The following is a 19399-nucleotide window of genomic DNA, read 5'->3' on the forward strand; positions in this document are numbered from 1 at the left end:
CTGTGGACCTTCGAACGAAATTCCCCCATCTGCGCCAGGACTTCACCGCGTCGCTGGTGGTCTTCCTGGTCGCCCTGCCGCTGTGCGTCGGTGTCGCCGTCGCCTCCGGGGTCCCGGCCGAACTCGGCCTGATCACCGGCATCGTCGGCGGCATCGTCACCGGGCTCATGCGCGGCAGCAGTCTCCAGGTGTCCGGCCCGGCCGCCGGGCTGACCGTGCTGGTCTTCGAAGCCGTCCGCCAGTTCGGCCTGCCCGCGCTCGGCGTCATCGTGCTGGCCGCCGGGCTGCTCCAGCTCGCCATGGGCGCGCTGAAACTGGGCCGCTGGTTCCGCGCCATCTCGGTCTCGGTGGTCGAAGGCATGCTGGCGGGCATCGGCCTGGTGCTGATCGCGGGCCAGCTTTACACCGCCGCCGGCCTGACCGCGCCGGCGTCCGGTATCGGCAAGCTGGCCGGACTGCCCGGGGCGGTGGCCGAGGTCGTCGGGAACCCCACCGCGCTCGCCTCGATCGCGCTCGGCGCCGGAACCATCGCCGTGCTGGTGCTGTGGAAGCGGATGCCGAAACGGGTGCAGGCCGTGCCGGGCCCGCTCGCCGCGGTCGGGCTGGCGTCGGTCGTCTCGCTGGTGTTCAGCCTGCCGGTCGCCACGGTCGAGGTGCAGGGCCTGCTCGGCGCCATCCAGCTGCCCGAGCTGGCCTCTTTCGGTGAACTGGCGAACCTGAGCCTGATCGGCACCATCCTGGCCTTCACGCTGATCGCGTCGGCCGAAAGCCTGTTCAGCGCGGCCGCGGTCGACCGGCTGCACAACGGTCCGCGCACCGAGTACGACAAGGAGCTGATGGCGCAGGGCACCGGCAACACCGTGTGCGGTGTGCTCGGCGCGCTCCCGATGACCGCGGTCATCGTGCGCAGCTCCGCGAACGTCCAGGCGGGCGCGAAGACGAAGGCCTCCCGGGTCCTGCACGGTGTGTGGCTGCTGCTGTTCGCGGCGCTTCTGCCCGGCACGCTGGCGCTCATCCCGTTGCCCGCGCTCGCGGGCCTGCTGGTGCACGCGGGCTGGAAGCTGATCCCGCTGCGCTCGATCGCGGCGCTGTGGCGTGAGCACCGGGGTGAGGCGCTGATCCTCGTGGTCACCGCGGTGTCGATCGTCGCGGTGAACATGTTCGAAGGCGTGCTGATCGGCCTGGCCCTGTCCGTGGCCAAAACGGCTTGGGAGGCCTCGCACCTCAAGCTGGAGGTCATCGACAAGGGTGCCGGTCCCATCCAGGCGTACCTGTCGGGGAACGCGACCTTCCTGCGCCTGCCGAAGATCCTCGACGACCTGGAGGCGCTGCCGCGTGACCGCCCGATCGAACTGGACCTGTCCGGCCTGCACCACCTCGACCACGCCTGCCGCACGGCACTGGAAACCTGGTCGGCCCAGCACAGCGCCGGCCCCGACCGGGTGAAGGTAACCGCGTCCGCCACCAGCGGCTGACCTGTGGTGGCTGGGAGGCGATCCCTCCCAGCCACCACCCGAAGGCGGCCGCAGCGGTCAAGCCGCCGCTTGTTTCCTAGAATCCGCAGTCGAGATCACGATGCGGGTATTCCGTCTTGTTGGGCAGATCGGCAATTCCGACCACGTCGACGTCGACTACCGCACGCCATTTTGTTTTCGCGGTGTTGCGGCACGTGTAACGGGCATTCGCGCGGGCGACCGACCCGCCTCCGGCATAAACCCGCTTCTCCCCCTCGGACCGGGTGGTCCACTCCTTGCCGTCCAGGCTGGTCTGCAGGTAGACGGTGACGTCGGCCTTGTTCCCGCTGGCCTTGACACAGTCGGCAGGCACCGGCTTGACCCAGTCCCACCAGCCATGCACGCTGGCGTCGCCCCTGGTCACGTGCGGGTAGTCCGCGAGCTGCTGGAACGCGCAGACCGCCTCCACCGGCTCCACCGGCTCCACGGCGGACGCGGTGTGCGCCGCGGCGACCGGAATGAGCAGGAATACCGCGGCGGCGCTCGCCACGGAAATCATACGATTGCGGTTCATTTGAATCCCCCTCAAGAACGTGCCTGGTTCCGGCCAGACTGCTCGATCTCGATTAGAGTAAGGCGATGTTCGTGCGAACGGCGACACCCACAAGGAGGATGAAGTGCCTGAATTCGATCCTTCGTCACGAACCCTGCTCGTGGATGGCGAAACGTTCGAAGTCCACCACGATCCGGATCAACCCGGCGTGCACCAGCTGACCTGGACCACCGGCCCGAACGCGGGATACGGATTCTCGATCGCGCGCTCCGACCACGCCGAAATCGGCGACGCGGAACTGATCGCCCAAGCCCGCGAGTTCCTGGCCGGCATCGACCCGGCCACCGGCTTCCTGTCCGAGTGACCCGCTCGTCTCGGTCACGACCACTTCCCGGGCGTTGGGCCATCGGCGTCGGTCGTCCGTTGGTGTCGCGTTCTGGCGTTAGGGTGTGGAAAAGGCACGAACCCGTGCGCAAAGCTCGCTGACTGCTACGGCGCGGTCCTCCCGATGCAGTCTGTGAGGTAGCTGATTGCGCTATGGCTTTCTGCGTGCAGGTGGCACACTCTGGAGATGTCTAGCCGTCTACAGGAGCGAGGCAGACATGTTGGAGCTTGGCCAGGTGGATCGACGGGCGGACACCCCGCCCTACCGCCAGATCGCAGCGATGCTCATCGAGGCCATCGACGATGGCCGACTGGAGCCAGGGCAGAAGCTTCCTTCCGAGGCCGCGTTGATCGAGCATTTCGGCGTAGCCCGCATGACGGTCCGGCAGGCGACCCAGGAGTTGCGGCGCCAAGGCCTGGTGGTGGCCGAACACGGGCGCGGGGTGTTCGTGCGCTCGCCTTCCTCCACGCTACCCGTGCGACGAGTGGCGTCCGACCGGTTCGCGCGCAAGCATCGCCAGGCAGGCAAGGCGGCGTTCCTGGCCGACGCGGAAAAGCTCGGCTACCAGCCGAGCGTCGACCGGATCCAGGTCCGGCGCGAGACGGCCCCGCCGATGGTGGCCGAGCGGCTGCGCGTGGATCCCGACGACGAGGTGGTGGTGCGCGATCGCCGCTACCTGGCCAACGGTCGTCCCATCGAGATGGCCACCTCATACGTGCCAACGGAACTGGCCGAGGGAACGCAGATCCTCGAAATCAATCCGGGCCCCGGCGGCATCTACGCCCGATTGGAGGAACGCGGACACAAGCTGGCCTCGTTCACCGAAGAGGTGACAGCGCGGATGCCGAATTCGCGCGAGGTGCGCGAGCTGGGCCTTCCCGAAGGTGCACCGGTGCTGACCGTGATCCGCACTGCCTTCGACACCGACGGAGCAGTGGTCGAGGTCTGCGACATCGTCAAGGCGGCTTCGTCCTACGTGCTCGAGTACGACTTTCCCGCCAAGTAACCACCCGTTACCCCGAACGAGTGCCCAGCTGTGACTCGTCCAGGGGCTAGGAACTCCTCTAGACGACTAGTACAGTTTGGTTCGAATCCCCAGACTTGCGCGCCCTTCGCCACGAAAAGGGGAGGGAGGAGTGCCGCCATGATCGAGATTTCGATGGTGGAGCGCGAGGACGCGAAACGCCACGTGTACTGCGATACCGGTAGCTAGAGGCGAGGAGGCCCGGGATGCGGCTGCGGATCAAGCTGGAACACCGCCCGGTGCGGTTCGGTGACGGCGTCATCCAGATCGGCGGCGAACTGTTCGGCATCGCCGGCAAGCTGCACGACCCGGATGGCGCCGTATGGGCGCTTCTGGGTCTCCTCGATGGTTCACGGACGGTGGATCAGGTTGTCACCGACCTGATCCACCGCTTCCCCGAACATTCGGTCCAGATGGTGCTCGACGGGATCGAGACGCTGGCCAAGGCCGGCTATCTCGAAGACGTCGACGAGCCGGAATGCGCGGCATTGAGCACCTGGCAACGGGAGCGTTATGGCCGCGGCCGCGCGTTGAACCAGTGGGTGGACCGGGAATGGCGGGATTCCAGCTGGGAATTCCAGGTCAAGCTCTCCCGGGCGCGGGTGGTCCTGATCGGGGTGGGCGGCGTGGGCAGCACCGCGGCACTGGCGCTGGCCATGTCGGGCGTGGGCACGCTGCACTGCGTCGAACCGGACGTGATCACGCTGTCCAATCTCAACCGCCAGATCCTCTACACCGAGCAGGACCTGGGACGCCGGAAGGTCGAGGTGGCGGTGGAGCGGCTGCGCGCGGCGAACTCCACCATCAAGGTCACCGGGGAGCCCACCCGCATCGACAGCCTGGAGTCCCTGCGGACGCTGGCGGCGGAGTACGACGTGCTGATTGTGAGCGCCGACCGGCCGAAGGCGATCAGGTCGTGGGCCAATCAGGCCTGCGTCGCGACGGGCACCCCGTGGGTGTTCGGTGGTTACCACGGTCCCCAAGCCAGCCTGGGGTTGTACCGGCCCGGCACCGGACCCTGCTTCGAGTGCGCGAACGCCGCCGACCGCGAGCGCGACGCACGCCGGCCGAAGACCGGAATGTGGCTGCCCGCCGAGGAAACACCTCAGGTGCACGCGGCGAACGCGGCCACCGCGGGAATGGTGGGCAATCTGGTGGCCCACGTGGTGATGAGCGTGCTCACCGGCGCTCCCCCGCTCCCCGTCAACTGCCAGTACGGCTACAGCCTCGCGACCATGGACCACAGCTTCATCACCGACGTCGAGCGCCCGCATCCGCAGTGCCCGCTCTGCAACGCGGCCTGACCTCGCGGTACCCCACCTACTCCCCGGTCTCACTCCCCAGCCGGCGCGAGACACGCTGGATCAGCTGAACCGCGTCTCGTCCGGCGACGGCCGCGGCTTGAAGGTGGCTGAAGAACCGCACGTATTCCGCCACGTCGTCGGGGTCCGCAAGCGTCTGCGACCCGGTGATGGTCTCGATGTCGACGGCTTCGTCGTCGTAGATCCTGAACCCGTGCAGCGGGAAGACCGGCATCGCGGTGGTGAAGGGCACGATCCGGAGATCAACGGTGCCGAGTTCGGCGATGGAGTGGAGCCGGTCCAACTGCCCGCGCTGGGTGTCGACGCCGCCGATGCGCGTCCACAGCGCAGCCTCCCCCACGACGAACGACACGGTCTTGGTGTTGTCGTAGAGCACGGATTGCCGCTCGATCCGGAACGCCACCATCCTGGCGAGATCATCATCGGTCACCGCGGCGCCGAGCGACGCGGGCCCGGAGGGCAACGACAGCAGTTCCCGCGTGTAGGCAGGGGTTTGGAGCAGACCAGGGATCATCGCTGGAAGAAAGTCGCAGATCCGGGTCGCCTGCTTCTCACGCCCACCGGCGAGCCGTTGCAGAAAACCGGCACTGCCGGACTCCTTGACCACCTTCCGGAAGGCGACGTTTTCCACCCGGGCACGGGCCAGCAGCGCGGCCACGGCGTCCCGCTGGTCGTGCGCCCGCGCCGCTTCGAGCCAGTCGGCGACGTCCTGGTCGGTGGGGAACTGCACCCCGGTTTCGATTTTGGACACCCGCGACTGCGGCCAGCCGATGTGCGCGGCGAACTGGTTGCCGGACATGCCGGTCACCGCGCGGATCTCGCGCAGCTTCGTGGCGAGCCGAGCACGGTCGCTTCCGGGTGCGGGCGAGGTAACCATCTGCTCGGCCGAGTTCAGGCGCCGGCGCGAGCCGGCCGAACACGTTCGTGAGACACCAGCACCCCGATCGGAGCAACAAGCAAGATCGTCTGCTCAACATGCTTACGCAAAGTCCAACCTCCGCACCAGTTGATCATTCCGCATAGCTCGATAGTAACAAGCGAATAGAACCTGAATGGTTGATGGCAAATTCGAATAGCTGGAGAATAACCTATCGAGGTCAGGACTTCCACCGAGGAGTCACCGCCCTCTCCAGTTACCCACCTGAATCAGCGCGGCGCCAGCTCCTGGCGATGGGAGCGAGGCCCGGCGTCACAGCCAGCTCGGCAAAAGGGTGCGCAAGGAGCTGGACATGCCGCCGGGCGAGGGGAATCCCATCGCGGCGACGCGCGGCCCCGGCCGTTCCACGACCCCCGTCTGGAACGGCCGGGGTGACCCAGTCCCGGACAATCCGCGAAGCGACACGTGGTGACACAGATGAATCCCACGCCCACGCAGGCGTACGACCGCTTCCCCGCCTTGCCGCGCCACCGCACCGTCGTCGCGGTCGATGTCGAAGGCTCCACCAGGCGGACCAACCACCGGCGAGCCCGCATGCGGGAAGCCCTCTACGACCTGGTCGAGAACGCCCTGCTGGCCGCCGGGATCGCCGAAGGCCACCGGGATCCGCTGATCGACCGCGGCGACGGCATCCTCATCCTGATCCGCCCCGCCGACTCCGTACCCAAGGCGATCATCCTGAGCCGGATGATCCCCGCACTGGCCGCGCTGCTCGCCACCCACGCCCGGCAGAACCCCAGCCGGCTGCGGTTGCGTGCCGCCGTGCACACCGGCGAGGTGCACTACGACCGCCACGGCTGCTACGGCGACGCCATCGACCTCACCTTCCGGCTGCTCGACGCACCACACCTCAAAAGCGCGCTCGCCGCCGCGCCCGACGAGCTGGCGGTGGTGGCTTCGGAGGACGTCTACCGGGCCGTGATCCGGCACGAGTACGACGGTCTCGACAAGAGGACCTTCCGACCGGAGATCGACGTCCGCATGGGCGGCGAAAGGTATCTCGGCTGGGTTCAGACGACCTTCGCCGCGATGGCCGGCGGCACAGCGCAAAGCCGGGTCGGCGTCCTCACCCGGTGAGGAGTGAGGGCACCGACCCGGCTGGTCGGAGTTGCGTCAGGTGATCAGGGCTTCAGCGTCAGCAGGCCCGGCCGGTACGGCAGGAGGCCGTAGTCGCCGCCGGACTTGGGGTCGCGGCCCTGGTAGAGCAGCTGCAGGTTGCAGGGATCGATGGTCTTGGTCTGGTCGGGATTGGTGCGGACCAGGTCACCGTGGCTGATGTCGTTGGTCCACGTGGCACCGCTGTTGGCCTTGCCGGCGAAGGGGTTGCTCTCGGTGGCGGCCTGCGGTGTCCACGAACCGCCCAGGTTGTTGGAAGTGAACGAGCGGAAGTACCGCCCGTTGCTCCCGATCGCCTCGACGATCATCAGGTACTGGTTCTGGCCCTGGACCTTGTAGACCTCGACGGCTTCGAACAGGTTGTTCGTCGTGTCGCTCATGATCGTGGTGTAGGACGAGCCGAAGTTGCCCGGGAAGTTCCCGAGGGGCATGCTCGACCGGTAGATCTTGCCGTTGTCACCGGCGAAGAACAGGTACATGTTCTGGCCGTCGGCGATGAGCGTCTGGTCGATGGGCCCGGTGCCGGAGCCGGTGATGCTGGCGGTGGACAGCGTCTGCGGTGCCGACCACCCGTTCGGGTTGGTGGGATCGGTCGACGTCTTGTAGCTGAAAGCGGGCCCACCCCACTGGTAGGCGAGCACCCAGATGTTCTTCGGCGCGAAGTACAGCAGCGTGGGTGCGACGGTGCCGGAGTTCATCGCGTTCTGACTGGCCGAGCCCATGTCCGACCAGTTCGAGAAAAGGCTGAAGTTCATCGAGCCCCAGCTCGTTCCGAAGTCGTGCGTCGTGCCGTAGACCAGGTGCTTGCCGTTGTGGACGACGTTGGTGAAGTCCTTGAGCGAGACCCAGCCCGATTTCGGCTGCGCCAGCGGTCCCGACGAAGACCACTTGTAGGTCGACGGAAGAGCGCACGCGCCAGGCGCGTCGTTCAGCTTGACGAGTTGCCACTGCTGGCTGGCCACGTTCTGGTCGCCGGACTGGATGGCGGCCGCTCCGTCCGCGGTCGACTGACCGCTCACCTCCACGGCTTTGCCGCTGTGGCGGTTGATCAGCCGGACGTAGCCGCCGTCGGAGTCGGTGAGGCGGAACTGCTGGTTGGTTCCGTTGAGGTCGGTCCACTGCTGGACCTTCCCGCCGTCGGCGGTCGACCAGTTGTCGATGTCGAGCACCTTGCCGGAGTTCTTCGACTTAAGCCGGTAGTAGCCGTCGCCGGAGTCCACGAACTGCCACTGCTGGTTGGCTCCGTCGTGGCGGGCCCACTGCTGGACCACCGCTCCGTCGGCGGTGGAAACACCGGCGACGTCCAGCGCCTTGCCGCTGTTGCGGTTGACCAGTACGTACCACGCGGCCGTGTCGACGGTCGCCGCCGACGCGACGCCGGGATTGACCGCGACCGCCGTGGAAGCCGCGAGAACGGTCGCGAGCAGGGTGATCAGCGCGCCGCCCCAACGGCTGCGCCGGATACGACCGGTACGGCGGGGTGCCGCCCGGAGCGAGACGGTCGGCGGGGCTTGACCCATCGAACTCATGGTGATTCTCCTTCAGCGTCTGGGCTGCACGAGATCAGTGGTTGGCCGGCTGGACCCGTTCGAACCGCACCCGGTTCAGCCATCCCGGGAGGTCGCTGAGCACGTACAACTCGCCGTGCACGTCGGTGCCGATCGCGGTCGGCTGGGTGGGGAAGTTGCCGATCACGGCGGATTCGTAGCCACCGCTGAGCTTGGGGCGCACGGCGAACACACGGGTCGAGCAGTAGTCGCTCGCGACGTAGGTTCCCCGTGCCTCCGGGGTCTTGGCTCCCCGGTACACCACACCGCCGGTGACCGAGCAGTTGTCGTTGTAGTGGTCGTATTCGAAGACCGGATCGGTGTACTTCCCGCCCGGCTGGCACTGCTCCGGATCGAACACCGGGGTGCCCTCCCGGCAGGACCAGCCGAGGTTCGCCCCGCCCTGCCACGGGCGGATGTGGTTGATCTCCTCGACCAGGCCCTGGCCGACGTCACCGATCCACAGCGAGCCGTCGACCGGGTCGACGGAGAACCGCCACGGGTTGCGCAGCCCGTAGAGCCAGATCTCCGGCCGCGCGCCCGGCGTGCGGACGAACGGGTTGTTGAACGGCACGCAGTAGGGCTTCGCCCCGCAGGCGCGGTTGACGTCGATCCGCACGATCTTGCCGAGCAGGGTGCCGAGGTTCTGCCCGGCCTTGAACGGGTCGTTGGCGTGGCCGCCGTCGCCGGTGGACCAGTAGAGGTGACCGTCGCGGCCGAACGCCACCTGCCCGCCGTTGTGGTTGCCGTACTCGGCGTGCTCCTGGGTGAGCAGCACCTGCACCTGATCGGGAGCACCGATGGGCAATCGCGCCAGGGTCAGCGCGCCCGCGGGCAGGCTCGTGTAGGACACGTAGAGCATCCCGGTCGACGCGAAGTCCGGCGCGGGCGTGATGCCGAGCAGGCCGCGCTCGTTGTCCGAGGTGTCGATCCGGGCGGTCAGGTCGAGCACCGGGTCGGGTGCCAGGCCGGTGTCGGGGTGGTAGGCGCGGACGGTGCCGTTCTTCTCCGCGATCAGCATCCGGCCGTCCGGCAGTCCGGTGATCGCGATCGGCCGCCGCAGGCCGGACGCCACCTGTTCGGAGACCACGGTCAGCTCGGTGAGCGGCACCGCGCCGGGATGGGTGGTGCCGGCAGCGGCGGTACTTCGCGCCGACACCGAAGGCAACAGCAATGCGGAAAGTGCGAGCACGAGCAGTCCAGCCAGCACGGTGACCGGGCGACAACGCCGTCGCGACATGGTTCAGCTCCTCGAGCAGGTGGGGGACACGGTCTGGGAGCGCTCCCAATCGCACTGGACAACACAGGCAAGACCACGATCGCGCAGATTTGGGAGCGCTCCAATAGTAGATCCGGCCCAGCGGATTCGACTGCGCCGATCGGGCGTCGCCCCGCCGCCGATCGGCGGATCTTCCGTGTGCCACCGACGGTACGGCTGCTCTTGGGATCGCGCTGGCCGCCCGTCAGGCGGTGGGTGGAACGGCCGCGCCGCGAAGGTTGAACTCGATGCCGTGCTCGGCCAGGCCGGGCACGGAGATCTCGGCGGCCAGGTCTCCGGTGACGCGGTCGAACCGCTTGATCTTGACGGGCGTCTCGCCGTCGAACGTCTCCTGGACGACGTGTATCGACCGGTCCGTGAAGATCGCCTGGCTGGACGTGTCGCTGCCCGAGGTGAACGTGGTGTCGAACCGCGGCCGGGTGATCCCGGAGGCGATTTCGGTGCTCATGAGCCGGCCGTCGGCGGCGAGCCATTCGAGGTGACCACTTCGGACCGCCCGTGCGTCGTAGGACTTCTGGGAGAACGTCCCGGGGTCGACCAGTTCCTCGGCGATGGGGCGCCGTCGGGCGTCGACAAGGGCCTGTTCGGCGTAGGCACCCGTGCCGGTGTCCCAGGAAACGACGGTCAGGTGGGGATTGCCGTCGGCGTCGGTGTAGTCGGAAAGGAACGTGATCACACCGTCGTGGCAGGGCACGTGACGATTGTGGTCTCCCGCGTCGAAGACTCCTCGCCAGGCGACGACCCTTTCCCGGCCTTCGGTTGCCGGATACAGCTGGGAAAGCAGCTCCGGCTGCGCACTGGGATCGACCTTCGAGCGCATGCCGGGAATCGTCGCCGAGTCCGCGAAATGAGTTCCCGTGTCGGTGGCGATTCCATTGAGGACACCACCGCACAGCGCGTTCATGAAGTAGTTTCCTTCGACCTGGTAGAGCTGGGAACCGGTCGAAGTGGTGACGGCCACCTGATTGGTGTATCCGGAGTCGGAGAAGCCTTCGTTGTAGACCGCGACAAAGCCCTTGTTTTCAGGCAACGCGAAAGCCGACTGCTGATGGCCCGCCTTCTTGTTCTCGAAACCGACCAGGCCGTCCTTGCCGAGGAGGTAGTCGCGTGTGTCGTCGCTGAAGAACAGCCCGGTCTCCGACCAGGCGATATGCGCTTCGGTCATGCCGCTGGTTTCGATCAGCCGTTTGCCGCCATCCGCCCGCACCAGGACCAGATAGCCCGGTTGCCCGTCCTTCGCGTTGTCGACGGAAGTGTCGGGGCTGAGGTAGAACGCGAGAACGGTTTCGCCGAGCGTCACCTCATCGGGATCGGCGATCTCGCCCTCCGCTCCGCCGTCCGTCGACGTGCAGGCCGTCATGACCAGGAATGCGCAGGCGGCAAGCGCGACGAGTCGGGGAAGGCGCACCGGTCGAGTCCTCTCGGGAGACGGGCGGCGGCGCGACCCACGGGCCGCACCGCCGATCGGAGGTTGTTACTTGATGGTCTCGTAGATCTCGGTGCTGCCGTCGTTCTTGATGTCGTTGGGGAAGACGCCCAGCCCGCCGTCGCCGTCCAGCTCGATGTCCACGGCCTTCTTGTACGCCTTCCACACCAGTTCGGAGCAGTTCAGCTTCGTGTTGTTGCTCGTCTTGTTCGTCACGAAGTTGCTGTCGTACTCCTTGTCGCGGAGATTGTTGTAGGCGTAGTTGGCGGCCTTGTCGCGGCTGGACTGCTTTGCCTCGACGTACATCTTGTAGATGGGACCGCACTTCTTCAGCGTGGATGCCGTGACCGACTTGCTCTTCTGGCCCTTTCCGGGTGCCTCCACGATCGTGTTCGTCGTGTAGTAGATGCCGATGTGGTTGTGCTTGAACACGGCGGTCTGCGCGTAGGAGTGGAAGACGTCCCCCTTGTTCTTCGCCTTTCCGACCGTCTTTTTCGTCTTGCAGGCACCGTCGTCGGAGGAAGCGGTGCCGACCGGGCTCGACGTGTCCGCCTCCGCGGCCTGGGCGGGCCCGGCGAGCAGGCCGGCCATTGCCGCTCCCGCGACAATGGTGGCCGTCATGGAGGCGAGAGTTCGCCTGTTTCTGGACATGTTTGTCTCCACTTCGTGATCAGTAGACAGTGACCCCAAGGAAAATGCGCGAAGGCGCTAGTCCTGGAACCCCCAGTCCGTTGCCGAAGTGACGCTAAACCGCCCGGCCACCCCCATGTGTCGGGCGTTCACCCTACACACGGTCTCCCGCCAAGGAAACCGGTGGCACAGGGCACCGAATCAAATTCTCGGAATGGCCTGGGCAAACCGGCTGTGATCATTTCCGCGGCGGACCGATGGAATCGATCTCGACGTGATCGCGCGTCACGGTTTCGACGAGGCGGTGTCGCCGAGATCCAGCGGTGAGCCGGTGTCGTTGAACGGGGCGAACGAGAACCGCACGCCGGACCGGCCGGTTTCCGACGGCTCCGCCGGCAGCGGGGTGATGATGCCGGCGGCTTCGGTGTCGTGCAGGGCCGCCAGCAACCGCGCGAGCGCTTCGGGCGCATCGACCGGCTCGGCCGGCGTCTGGATCAGCGTGCGGTGCAGCATGCCCACGCTCCAGCTGCCGGCGTGCCCGCTGCCGGTGGACACCGCGACGGTGGCATCGAGCAGCCACCGCGCGGGCTTGCCGGACAGGGCCGGTGTGGAATGGCTGGTCAAACTCACGATCTGATCGGCGCGCACGATACCGTCGCTCAGCGTCCGCACCCACACCTTGGCCAACCCCATCGTCGCCTCCTTCGCCTCCCGGATCGACTGGACTTGGCATTCTCACCGAGAGAGTGCCAATTTCTCTCTTAGCACCCACCCCAGGTGAGCCGCAAGATTCGCGTCGACGCGGCGGGGTCCCGCTGAGGAGAGTGCTCGGCCGTGGCGTCTCCCGGCAAGACGACGCGGGCCGTGCACGGAATAATCCCGGTCGCGGCATTAATGAATCGAATCCAGCTGCTGACAGACCGTTCGGGCAACAATTGATCCCTTTTGTCTAATGCACCGCACATGCGCACTGCCGCGGACATCGGCGGAGGCGTATCGTCGAAGTTGTGGCTGGACCAGCCCTGCTCACGGGGAGGTCAACAATGACCGCGACACTGTCGGCAACCTTCCACTCCGGAGAATCCGTCCTGGTACTGAGCGGCGACCTGGACCGTCGTTCGGCGCCGGCACTGCGGGATCTGCTCCACGCGAGAATCACCCTCGGTCAGGATTTTGTGCTCGACCTGCGCAGTATCAGCTTTTTCGGCGTCGCGGCGCTGGCCGAACTGCTGAGGGCGGCGAATTCGGCGGCCCAGCACGACGTCAACTGGACCATGGTGACCTGGGGTTCGGTGGTCGACCGGACGATCGATGCCACCGGGACCCGCACCGTGCTCGAGACCCGGCCCGACCTGGCCGGCGCACTCGCCAACCTCAGGGGGCGACGTCATCATCCGGGAACGATTCCGGCACACGTGCCCACTCGACCGTTCCGGACAGACAAACCGGACTGACACGGGCGTTCGGGGAACGCCTTGCCGCCGATTTCACCACACGACAGCCATCGGCTTCCCACGTTCCGTCACTATCCGGTTCCCAGCGCGAAACACGCCGAAATCACACCGCGGCACGCCCCCGTTCACCTGCCCGATGCCGAATCACCCTGCCGACCACGAGCGTATTGGCCAACCCGTGAGGGCCGCACTGCTGAACCCAGCTCACTTCACGATCGGCCCGTCATCGGGCGCCAAGCAGCTCTACTCAGCCTTACAGCCACAGTAGTTCGCGCGGGAAGTGGTCGGGCCCGGCCGTGAGTGCGGCCGGGCCCGATCCCGGTGAGCTATCGCTGGTACGGCCCAGGCGACCCCGGGTTCAGGGTCTTCGCGGACGACGAAGATCCCGGTTTCTCCGTGGCCGGGCAGGACAGGCCCTTCCGCGGCACCTTCAGCTCGAGCAGGTACGCGTCCACCGCTTCGTTGACGCACGGGCTCGGCCCGTCGCCGCGGTAGGCGGTGTGGCCCCAGCCCTCGTAGGTGATCAGGTGCGAACCGCTCTGTTTCGCGGCGGTTTTGTTCCACGCGTAGACCGTCGCCGGGTCGTGCAAGTTGCCGACCATGACCAGCGGCGGCGCACCCTCGATCTTGAGTGGCTTCTGCGGGTTCGTCGTCTTCAGCGGGTCACCGGCGCAGGTGAGCGCGTGGTCGACGTAGGGACTCCACTCCATGTTCGGGAACTTCGCGGACAACTTCGTGCGCAGCTTCTCGTACTCGGCGAAGTTCTTCACCGGGTAGCGCCAGTCGCTGCACCAGATCGGCGGATACGGGTTGTTGATCGCGGCGGCCGCTTCGAGTGACAACGGCGACGGCGCGCCCCCGCCGTCCTTGAACTTCTTGAGTTCGGTAGCCAGGTTGCCCCACATTCCCGGCCTGGTCACCGAAAACGTCCGCTGCGACAGCTCGTAGAAGTCGATCGGAGCGCCCGTGGCCGGGTTGGTGAGCTTGCCCGCTTTGGCCCGCTCCTTCAGTTCGCCGTAGACCTTCGCGGTGCCCTGCCCGTGCAGCGCGCAGGCTTCGGTGGTGTCGCACCACTTCGCGAACTCCTCGAAGGCCACCTCCACCGGCTCGGTCTCGGTCCGCATGAAGTCCCACGCCGTCCGCAGGCTGTGGTCCATGTTGCCGTCGTTGACCATCGCCCGGATCCGGTCCGGGAACAGCTCCGCGTACTGCTGCCCCATCAGCGACCCGTACGAGTAACCGACGTAGTTGAGCTTCTCCTCGCCGAGCGCGGCGCGGATGGCGTCCATGTCGCGCGCGGTGTTGAGGTTGTCGACGTGGTCGATCAGCTCACCGGAATGCTCACGGCAGCTGTCCATCAGCTGCTTGTTGAGCGAGACCAGGTTGTCGAACTCCGCCTGGCTGGTGGGCCGCCGGGCGTCGAGTGCCTGCTGCGACAGCGTTTCGTCGCAGAGCAGTTGCTGACTTGTGTTGATGCCGCGCGGATCGAAGCCGACGACGTCGAAGCGCGCGGTCACCGCCTCGGTGAACGGGTCGGCGTTGGCCACCATGCTCACGCCGCTGCCACCGGGCCCGCCGGGGTCGACCAGGATCGAGCCGATCCGGTTCGCCTGGTCCTTGGCCGGCCGCTTGGCGAGCCCGATCTTGGTCTTCGCGCCGTCCGGCCGCGACCAGTCGAGCGGCACCTCGATGGTGGCGCACAGGGCGCCCTCGCCCTTCGGGCACGGCTGCCAGTCGATGGCCTCCGCCGCACTCGCCGTGGCCGGCACGGCGACGGCGGCAGCCGCGATCAGTACCCCGGTCATTCCGCCTATGAGAGATCTCCCGACACTGCGCATGCAGTTGGTTCCTTTCTGTCGGTGACGTGATTCAAGTTACCGACAGAATCAACTACACGGAGTCACCGAGTGTTCGCACCGCCGGCCACCTTGTCCTCGGCCGGATCGGAAGACACGGCCGGGACCGCCGCGGTGGGCGGGATGTGCCGTAGAACGACCGCGGACATCACGGCCAGCGCGAGAATCGCGACACCGGTGACCGTGGCGGAGATGTTGATCCCGGTGGTGAACGCTTCCTTGGCCTGCGCCACCAGCGCGGGCGAAACCTCGGGCGTGGAAATGGCCCCGGCCAGGCTTTCGCCACCCGGACCGTCGGCGGGCACCTGACTGCGGTACACCAGCGTGGTCAGGCTGCCCAGCATGGCCACCCCCATGGCGACGCCGAGTTCCTGGACGGTCTCGGACATCGCGGCGGCGGAGCCGGCCCGATGGGCGGGCGTGGTGCCGACCACCAGGTCGGAACCGAGCGCTCCCACCGATCCGAATCCGAGGTATACCAAGGCGAATCCGCCCACGACCAAGCCGATGCTGTCGGGACCGCGCACCTGGGTGAGCAGCACGTAGCCGAGAGTCGACAGGACGAGGGTGCCCGCGACGACGTAGCCGGGTCGCACGCGGCGCGTGAGCAGCGGTGCGCCGATGGCGGCGACGACCATCGCCAGTGCGGGCGGGCCCATCCACGCGCCGGCGGCCAACGGGGAAAGCTCTTCGACGAGCTGCAGGTGCTGAGTGACCAGATACAGCGCCCCTCCGACGCCGACGAGACCCACGAGCAGAACGCCAAGGGCGGTGCCGGAGGCTCGATTGGTGAACAGCGCGACGTCGAGCAGCGGATCGCTCAGACGGCGCTGCCGGTGGACGAAGGCGATGGTGAACACCGCGCTGGCCACCAGTGCGACCGTGGTCTGGGTGTCGAAGCCCTCTGCGGCCGCGTGCTTGATCGCGTAGACCAGGGGCAGGATGGCGCCCAGCGAGAGTGCGACGCTGAGCAGGTCGACCCGCCCGGTCTCCGCGGCGCGGTATTCCGGCAGCAGCACCGGTGCGGTCAGCAGCACGAGTCCCGCGATGGGCAGCGCGAGCAGGAACGCCGAGCCCCACCAGAAGGACTCCAGCAGCACACCGCCGACGAGTGGACCGGCCGCCATGCCGAGCGCGAAGGTGGTCGCCCACACGCCGATCGCCAGCGCTCGCTGACGGGCGTCGATGAACATGTTGGTGATCAGGGCGAGACAGGACGGCATGAGCGTCGCGCCCGCCACGCCCAGCAGGGCTCGTGCCGCGATGAGGATCTCGGCAGTGGGGGCAAAGGCGGCGACGATCGACACGATGCCGAACGCCGCGGTGCCGATCATGAGCAGGCGCCGGCGACCGAGCCGGTCCCCGATCGCGCCCATGGTGACCAGCAGCCCGGCGATCACGAGTCCGTACGAGTCGAGGATCCACAGCGCTTGGGTGCTGCTCGGCTGCAGGTCGACCGAAAGGGCCGGAAGAGCGAGGTAGAGCAGGGTCACGTCGAGCCCGAGCAAGATCGTCGGCAGGGCGAGTACCCCGAGGCCCGTCCATTCCCTCGGCCCGGCCCGGCTCGAGTGCGCGGTTTCTGTTCCCCTGGGATTCGCCGACACGACGGACTCCTTCCTTCGATCAGGTCAACGTTCGTTCTGCGAGGTCAGAATCCCCTCGGGAGCGTCGGGCTCCATGGCGACGACCATGGTTTCCACCGGGCAGCGCGACGGTGGGCAGGTGCTGATGTCGCAGAGCCGGCACACCTCGTACCCGCGGTCCGGGTGGGTGATCATCGCGGTCAAGATGCGTTCGAGGACACGGTCGAGCACCGCGCGTTCCTGCTTGCTCGAGTCGGGCAGCAGGCGCTCCAGCACCGAGCGGCGGGCGGCGAGGACGCGCTGGGCCTCGCGATGACCGACGTCGGTCAGCACCACCGAGGTGGACCGGCGGTCGTCGTCGAGATGGCGCCGCACGGCGAGTCCGTCGCTCTCCAGCAGATTGACCAGGCGGATCGTGGCCGGGCGGCTGATGCCCAGGAACCGCTGCAGGGTTCCCATGGTGAGGCCCTCGTACTGCGCGGCCATGGCCAGCGCGGCGGCGAGCGCGCCACTGTGGCCGGCCGCGGTTTCGACCGCGGACGCGAGTTGGTCGTGCGCACCGGTCACGACTGCGCCGAGCAGGTTCAGGGTGCGGTTGTCGTCGTTGCACATGGTGTCATGTTCGCCCAGATGGCGGCTTCGAGCGCCGACCGATCGGACGGTGTCAGAAGGGATGATGTCGGTGGGACGCCGGTGGGAAGAGATCCGAACCAGTCGAGAACGCGCCGCGCGCCCGTTCCGTCCGGATCACGATCGGGGTCGTAGTCGCAGACTGTGATGCCCACGCACCCCGGCTCGCTGAGCGCGGTGGCGACGAGTTCGCTGAGCTGGTTCCAGTCCAGCCCACCAGGCTGTTCGTAGCTCACCGCGTCAAGGGCGTCGCTGGACAGCACGTCGAGATCGATGTGCAGCCACCAGTGCGCGGTGTTGGCCCGGATGCGGGCCAGCGCCTTTCGGGCGTGGTCGGCCGGGCTGTCCTCGCCGACGGTGAGCTGCTGCGCCGTGACCAGCCGGACCTGTTCAGCCAGCGACGGGGCGTCACTGGCGGCGATCTCGTCACCGTCGCGGGGGCCCAGCGCGACCACGGCGCTTCTGTCGAGCACGGGCAACTGGGCATCAAGCGACGCCGGTAGCTGCTCACGATGCTGTCCCAGCAGGAACCCGAGTTCGCTGTCGGCGGCCTCGCCGGTGTCGGACTCGTGTGGTGGCCAGGCGTCTTCGTGGCCATCGATGAACAGCAGCCCCACCTGGTCGTAGCCGAGCGCGTCCTGGGCCCCGCGCAGGCAACCGGGCAGGATCGCGCAGTCACCGCCGAGTACCAGGGGCCGGTCGTAGTCGAGCAATGTCTCGGCCACCGCTGCGCGCATGGTGGTGGTCACGGCCTCGAGCCCGGGAAGGGATCGCAGTCCCGAGTGCCCGTCGCGGTGGGGACGGGCCGCCGAGGCACCGATGGCGACGTCGCCGCCGCTGGTGACCGGCTCGTCGGGGCCGAGGGCGGCGCGCAGTCGTTCGATGAGCCCGGCTTCGCGCAGCGCCTCCGGCGCCAGGGCCTCGTGATCCATCCGGCCCGCGGAGCTGAACGGGGCACCGATCACTCGCATGACTTCTGCCTCCCAACGTGCTGGTTGGCGGACCTTCAGGCCAGATCCCGCCGCACGATGACTCGTCCCGGAGAGGGGCGGTCGACCTCGGAGAACCCGTGGCGTGTGAACAGGTCCACGGTGCCCATGTGCAGTTCCCCGGAGGAATAGCGGCGGTGCTCCGAATCGGTGGGATAAGCCTCGATGGTGTGCGCACCCTGCCGCTCGGCGTGGCGGACCGCGGCGGCGAGCAACTGGTCGGCGACACCGCGGCGGCGATGCTCGTTCTTGATGTAGAAGCACGGCACCGCCCACACACCGGGGTCGTCGGGCTCGGCCGGGCGCAGGGTCCGCGAGCGGCGCAGCCGCACATACGCGGGGCGCGGCGCCACCGCACACCAGCCCACCGGACGCTCGTCGTGGTAGGCCAGCAGCCCCGGCACCTCACCGTCGCGCACCAGACGGGAGAACTCGGCTCGCGCGGGCGCACCGCGCATCCGGTCGTACTCGGGTCCCGAGGTCACCCGCCAGTACATGCACCAGCAACCCTCGCAGCCCCCGTTGCTGCCGAACACCTCCACGAGGTCGTCCCACCGGTCGTGTTCGACCGGGCGGGTCACCACTTCCTCGACGCGCCGTGCCGACGCGGTGGTAGCGCTCATGGCCTGCTCCTCTCTCGATCGGCGGCCGTCGGCGGAACCGTTCAGGGCACTGCTCTTTCGACGGGACAGTCGGCCTCGGGGCACACGGAGTAGTCGCAGAACCGGCACACCCGATCCGCGCGGGACCGGTCCTTGACCAGCTCGGCGAGCACCGGCTCCACGGCCTCGGCCACGACGGCGCGCTGGGCGTCGCTCAGCGGGGCGAGAGCACGGGCCACCACCTCGCGGCGCCGTGTCACGACCTCCGTGGCCGCGGCGCGACCCTGATCGGTCAACCAGAGCGAGACACCACGCAGGTCGCTGGTGTCACGACGGCGCTCGACCAGCTCGGCCGCAACGAGCCGGTCGACCAAGCGGACCGTGCCGGAGCCGGTGAGCCCGAGTACCCGGCCAAGGGCATCGACCCGGGCTCCCGGCGCCGACAGCAGTGTCGCGAGGGCCGCCGTGCCGACCGCGGACTGGCCCGCGACCTGCGTGCTGCCCGCCTCCAACTCGTCGGACAGCGCCACGACGAGCGCGGCGACGAGGTTCGCGGTCCGGTCATCCACGGTCCCATCATATATGTGACTGCCGCAGTCATACAACTCGGAG

General features: G+C 67.6%; 19 protein-coding genes. 6 read left to right on the top strand and 13 right to left on the bottom strand.

Annotated features, from left to right (window positions below; all coding sequences use genetic code 11):
* The first annotated feature begins 2 nt into the window (after window positions 1–2).
* Window positions 3–1475: a SulP family inorganic anion transporter gene (locus YIM_RS37655; protein ID WP_194239879.1), complete on the top strand. Its 1473-nt coding sequence runs from the start codon at window positions 3–5 to the stop codon at window positions 1473–1475.
* Window positions 1476–1551: 76 nt separating this feature from the next.
* Here the strand turns inward: YIM_RS37655 and YIM_RS37660 are convergent, their stop codons facing one another.
* Window positions 1552–2028: a hypothetical protein gene (locus YIM_RS37660; RefSeq protein ID WP_153034916.1), complete on the bottom strand. Its 477-nt coding sequence runs from the start codon at window positions 2026–2028 to the stop codon at window positions 1552–1554.
* Between the two features lie 103 nt (window positions 2029–2131).
* Between YIM_RS37660 and YIM_RS37665 the strand changes: the two genes are divergently transcribed.
* The 3 genes from YIM_RS37665 (at window position 2132) to YIM_RS37675 (ending at window position 4720) form a co-directional block, all read left to right on the top strand.
* Window positions 2132–2371, top strand: coding sequence for a hypothetical protein (locus tag YIM_RS37665; protein ID WP_153034917.1), 240 nt, complete (start codon window positions 2132–2134; stop codon window positions 2369–2371).
* A 238-nt stretch (window positions 2372–2609) separates the two neighbouring features.
* Window positions 2610–3398: a GntR family transcriptional regulator gene (locus YIM_RS37670; RefSeq protein ID WP_153037496.1), complete on the top strand. Its 789-nt coding sequence runs from the start codon at window positions 2610–2612 to the stop codon at window positions 3396–3398.
* A 224-nt stretch (window positions 3399–3622) separates the two neighbouring features.
* The gene (locus YIM_RS37675; protein WP_153034918.1) at window positions 3623–4720 is read left to right on the top strand and encodes a ThiF family adenylyltransferase; all 1098 of its coding nucleotides are present in this window, start codon (window positions 3623–3625) and stop codon (window positions 4718–4720) included.
* Between the two features lie 16 nt (window positions 4721–4736).
* On the opposite strand, the gene YIM_RS37680 is transcribed toward YIM_RS37675, so the two are convergent.
* Window positions 4737–5615, bottom strand: coding sequence for a helix-turn-helix transcriptional regulator (locus YIM_RS37680; RefSeq protein ID WP_153034919.1), 879 nt, complete (start codon window positions 5613–5615; stop codon window positions 4737–4739).
* Window positions 5616–6092: 477 nt separating this feature from the next.
* Between YIM_RS37680 and YIM_RS37685 the strand changes: the two genes are divergently transcribed.
* Entirely contained in the window at window positions 6093–6752 is a 660-nt protein-coding gene (locus tag YIM_RS37685; RefSeq protein ID WP_153034920.1) for an adenylate/guanylate cyclase domain-containing protein, read from the top strand.
* 44 nt (window positions 6753–6796) lie between these two features.
* On the opposite strand, the gene YIM_RS37690 is transcribed toward YIM_RS37685, so the two are convergent.
* The 5 genes from YIM_RS37690 to YIM_RS37710 form a co-directional block, all read right to left on the bottom strand.
* On the bottom strand, window positions 6797–8320 hold the full coding sequence (locus tag YIM_RS37690) for a non-reducing end alpha-L-arabinofuranosidase family hydrolase (protein ID WP_153034921.1): 1524 nt from the start codon (window positions 8318–8320) through the stop codon (window positions 6797–6799).
* 34 nt (window positions 8321–8354) lie between these two features.
* Window positions 8355–9578: a sorbosone dehydrogenase family protein gene (locus tag YIM_RS37695; protein ID WP_153034922.1), complete on the bottom strand. Its 1224-nt coding sequence runs from the start codon at window positions 9576–9578 to the stop codon at window positions 8355–8357.
* Between the two features lie 223 nt (window positions 9579–9801).
* On the bottom strand, window positions 9802–11025 hold the full coding sequence (locus tag YIM_RS37700; protein ID WP_153034923.1) for a hypothetical protein: 1224 nt from the start codon (window positions 11023–11025) through the stop codon (window positions 9802–9804).
* A gap of 66 nt (window positions 11026–11091) precedes the next feature.
* Window positions 11092–11664 (bottom strand): YiiX/YebB-like N1pC/P60 family cysteine hydrolase, encoded by a 573-nt coding sequence (locus YIM_RS37705; protein ID WP_194239880.1) that lies wholly within the window; start codon window positions 11662–11664, stop codon window positions 11092–11094.
* Window positions 11665–11958: 294 nt separating this feature from the next.
* Window positions 11959–12366, bottom strand: a complete 408-nt coding sequence (locus tag YIM_RS37710) for a hypothetical protein (RefSeq protein ID WP_153034925.1) — start codon at window positions 12364–12366, stop codon at window positions 11959–11961.
* Window positions 12367–12716: 350 nt separating this feature from the next.
* Here YIM_RS37710 and YIM_RS37715 point away from each other — a divergent pair, with 350 nt between their 5' ends.
* Window positions 12717–13127 carry an STAS domain-containing protein gene (locus tag YIM_RS37715; protein ID WP_153034926.1) on the top strand — a complete coding sequence of 137 codons (411 nt, stop codon included), beginning with the start codon at window positions 12717–12719 and terminating at the stop codon, window positions 13125–13127.
* Window positions 13128–13453: 326 nt separating this feature from the next.
* Here the strand turns inward: YIM_RS37715 and YIM_RS37720 are convergent, their stop codons facing one another.
* The 6 genes from YIM_RS37720 to YIM_RS37745 all read right to left on the bottom strand — a co-directional run bounded on the left by YIM_RS37720 (window position 13454) and on the right by YIM_RS37745 (window position 19356).
* Complete coding sequence (locus YIM_RS37720; protein WP_153034927.1) at window positions 13454–14932, bottom strand: alpha/beta hydrolase; 1479 nt, start codon at window positions 14930–14932, stop codon at window positions 13454–13456.
* A gap of 95 nt (window positions 14933–15027) precedes the next feature.
* Window positions 15028–16587 (bottom strand): MFS transporter, encoded by a 1560-nt coding sequence (locus YIM_RS37725; RefSeq protein WP_228004276.1) that lies wholly within the window; start codon window positions 16585–16587, stop codon window positions 15028–15030.
* A gap of 24 nt (window positions 16588–16611) precedes the next feature.
* Window positions 16612–17178 (bottom strand): MarR family winged helix-turn-helix transcriptional regulator, encoded by a 567-nt coding sequence (locus tag YIM_RS37730; protein ID WP_153034928.1) that lies wholly within the window; start codon window positions 17176–17178, stop codon window positions 16612–16614.
* On the bottom strand, window positions 17151–18167 hold the full coding sequence (locus tag YIM_RS37735) for an arginase family protein (RefSeq protein WP_153034929.1): 1017 nt from the start codon (window positions 18165–18167) through the stop codon (window positions 17151–17153). The genes YIM_RS37730 and YIM_RS37735 overlap by 28 nt, the downstream gene beginning before the upstream one ends.
* A 35-nt stretch (window positions 18168–18202) precedes the next feature.
* The gene (locus tag YIM_RS37740) at window positions 18203–18808 is read right to left on the bottom strand and encodes a GNAT family N-acetyltransferase (protein WP_153034930.1); all 606 of its coding nucleotides are present in this window, start codon (window positions 18806–18808) and stop codon (window positions 18203–18205) included.
* A 41-nt stretch (window positions 18809–18849) separates the two neighbouring features.
* Entirely contained in the window at window positions 18850–19356 is a 507-nt protein-coding gene (locus YIM_RS37745; protein ID WP_194239881.1) for a MarR family winged helix-turn-helix transcriptional regulator, read from the bottom strand.
* Window positions 19357–19399: the final 43 nt, after the last annotated feature.

The organism is Amycolatopsis sp. YIM 10 (assembly GCF_009429145.1).
Classification (GTDB): Bacteria; Actinomycetota; Actinomycetes; order Mycobacteriales; family Pseudonocardiaceae; genus Amycolatopsis.